The following is a 2,480-nucleotide window of genomic DNA, read 5'->3' as shown; positions in this document are numbered from 1 at the left end:
GTAAGCGTCAAATACAACCCAACTATAAAAAAAGAACCAACTCTGCAATAATCAAGGCAGAGAAGGAGGCAGGAGAGGATGAAGACGCGAAGCGCGGAAGAATGGCAACAGATCCTGGAGAACTATCGAACCAGCGGCTTAAGTGCCAGCCAGTTTTGCGACCGTGAAGGAATCAAGCTAAAAACGTTCTACAATCACATCTACAAACAAAACAAGCAGAAAGAAGAACCGCATCACTTCATCCCCGTTCAAGTGGAAGCGGAACCGATGAAAACCCGAATCCAGATTAACGGGATGGAGCTCGCCTGGGATAGTGAAATCCCGGATCAGGAACTGCAGCGCATTCTGCGGCTGTGTAAAGGCTTATGATCCGTTGGGAGGGGATCCGTAAGATCGTTTTGGTCGCAGGCGCAACTGATCTGCGGAAAGGAATTGATGGCTATGCCGCAATGATCCAGGATCAAACAGAATTTAATCCGTTTGATGAAACGCTGTATCTGTTCTGTAACCGGGATCATAACAAGCTGAAATGTCTCTATCGGGATGGAACGGGATTTTGGCTGCTTTATAAGCGGCTGGAAAAAGGCCATTTTCAATGGAAAAAGAAAGAAGGTACAGTCGTGATCAGTCATCAACAGCTTCAGTGGCTGTTGGAAGGGTTAAAAATCGATCAGAAGACGGCGTTAAAGACAAGTTACCCTAAGTTCATTTAATTATGTAATGATATTGATATTTGTTGTAAAATATTAATTTTTAATATTCACGAATATCTAATTATAGGTTATAATTAATGTATGGAAAACAAAGAGAGAAACCGAGAAGAAATCAAAAAGAAAATTCAAGCGATGAGCGAAGAGGAACTGATCGATTTATATTTGAAAGCGGATTGGCTTTCTGAACAGCTGACCCTTTTGAAGAAGCTGCGATTTGGGGCTAAAAGTGAGAGAATTGTGAGCGGGCAGCTGAATCTATTTAACGAAATCGAAGACATTCAGGATCACTCAGATCCACAGGAAGAGGCTGAAGAAGAAGCTCAGCCGAAGACAAAGAAGAAAAAGAAAAGCAGGGAAGCTAATTTTTCAGCACTTCCTACCAAAATCATCGATCATTCCTTAGAAGATACGCATTGTGAAATCTGCGGTACGCGAATGAGAGAATTAGCGTCGCAGATCATCGATGTGCTTAAATATCAGCCTGCACGCTACACTGTGGAACGCCATGTCGTTCATCAATATGTTTGTCCAGCCTGTTCTGACGAGAATCTGGAATCCGAAATTATCGCTGCTCCGGGAGCGCCGAAACGATTGATTTCCGGAAGCAAGGTTTCTCCTTCAGTGGTGGCTGGAATCACCTTTAATAAATATGTCAGTGGAACGCCGCTGTATCGTCAGGAACAGGAATTAAAGCGGAAGAAAGTGGAGATCAGCCGGGCGACCATGTCCAACTGGCTGATGTACTGCGCTCAGAAGCTGAGTCCCCTCTACGAACAGATGCTTAACGACTTGGGGAAGCAGAGTCATATTCATATGGACGAAACGACACTTACCGTCCTGGAGGATAAGTCTCAGGGAGAACGGCAGAAAAGCTACATGTGGGTTGGCGTGAGCGGCAAATGGGAAGCGAAGCCTTTAGCTGTATACTACTACAATGAAAGTCGTGCGGAAGCCGCAGCGAAGGAAATCCTGCCAGCGGAGTATGCAGGAAGCCTTCATTGTGACGGGTATACGGTTTATTCCCGCTTTGAGAACGCAACGATCCTGGGGTGTTTTGCGCATTGTCGGCGTTACTTTGTCGAAGCGCTGGAAGTGAGCCCGCTGCATAAACAAGCGAAGAAGCTGAAAGGCAAAGCACTGGAAGACTTTTGTGAGCAGCATCCGGGATATGGAAAGCTTCTCTGCGTGGTGGACAAGATCCGTCATCTTTTTGCCTGCGAAGAAAACTATATGAAGCAAGGGCTGGAGCCTGCACAAATACAGAAACAAAGACAAAAGGAACAAAAGCCTATTGCGGAGAAGCTGTTCGCTGAGATTGAAAAGCTGCAGAGTGAATACAGCGAGAAGTCGAAGGCGGGAGCGGCCATCCGGTATGCCATAAATCAGAAAGCGGTGCTTTTGAATTATCTGGAGGATGGCGAGGCTGAGATTTCCAATAACCGTGCAGAGCGGATGGTTAAGCCGTTTGTGATGGGACGCAAAGCCTGGTTGTTCAGCAAAACGAAGAGCGGAGCAAGAATGAGTTCCATTTACTACAGCTTAGTAGAGAGCGCAAAATTAAACCATCTGGATATTCATCTTTATCTGGAGTATGTGTTAACTCAGATCCAGGAACATCCGGATAGTTTTGATGTCCAAGCGCTTCTGCCTTATTCCGATCAGCTGCCGGATTTCGTTCGGGTCCGTTAATCAATTGAATCCCTATGGATTACTCTTAGAGTACCACAGGGATTCATTTTTTTATAGTTGGGTTGTATTTGACGCTTA

At 45.4% G+C, this 2,480-nt stretch carries 3 protein-coding genes; all 3 read left to right on the top strand.

The genetic code is table 11. From position 1 onward, the window contains the following. Positions 1–78 precede the first annotated feature (78 nt). The 3 genes from tnpA (at position 79) to tnpC (ending at position 2,402) form a co-directional block, all read left to right on the top strand. Positions 79–369, top strand: coding sequence for an IS66 family insertion sequence element accessory protein TnpA (gene tnpA, locus HOLDEFILI_RS17980; RefSeq protein ID WP_006061379.1), 291 nt, complete (start codon positions 79–81; stop codon positions 367–369). Further along, positions 366–713, top strand: a complete 348-nt coding sequence (tnpB, locus tag HOLDEFILI_RS17975; RefSeq protein ID WP_006061378.1) for an IS66 family insertion sequence element accessory protein TnpB — start codon at positions 366–368, stop codon at positions 711–713. The genes tnpA and tnpB overlap by 4 nt, the downstream gene beginning before the upstream one ends. Positions 714–845: 132 nt before the next feature. Then, a complete protein-coding gene (tnpC, locus tag HOLDEFILI_RS17970; protein ID WP_167317166.1) occupies positions 846–2,402 on the top strand; it encodes an IS66 family transposase in 1,557 nt (518 codons plus the stop codon). Positions 2,403–2,480 lie beyond the last annotated feature (78 nt).

This window comes from Holdemania filiformis DSM 12042 (genome assembly GCF_000157995.1).
GTDB classification, from domain to species: Bacteria; Bacillota_I; Bacilli_A; order Erysipelotrichales; family Erysipelotrichaceae; genus Holdemania; species Holdemania filiformis.
The sequence above is the reverse complement of the archived record's forward strand: the minus strand, read 5'-3'. Positions and strand labels throughout refer to the sequence as shown.

What these genes read in the sequence shown, in the direction of transcription:
- tnpB (WP_006061378.1), top strand. Translation starts at nt 366, where the DNA reads ATGATCCGTTGGGAGGGGATCCGTAAGATCGTTTTGGTCGCAGGCGCA.
- tnpA (WP_006061379.1), top strand. Translation starts at nt 79, where the DNA reads ATGAAGACGCGAAGCGCGGAAGAATGGCAACAGATCCTGGAGAACTAT.
- tnpC (WP_167317166.1), top strand. Translation starts at nt 846, where the DNA reads ATGAGCGAAGAGGAACTGATCGATTTATATTTGAAAGCGGATTGGCTT.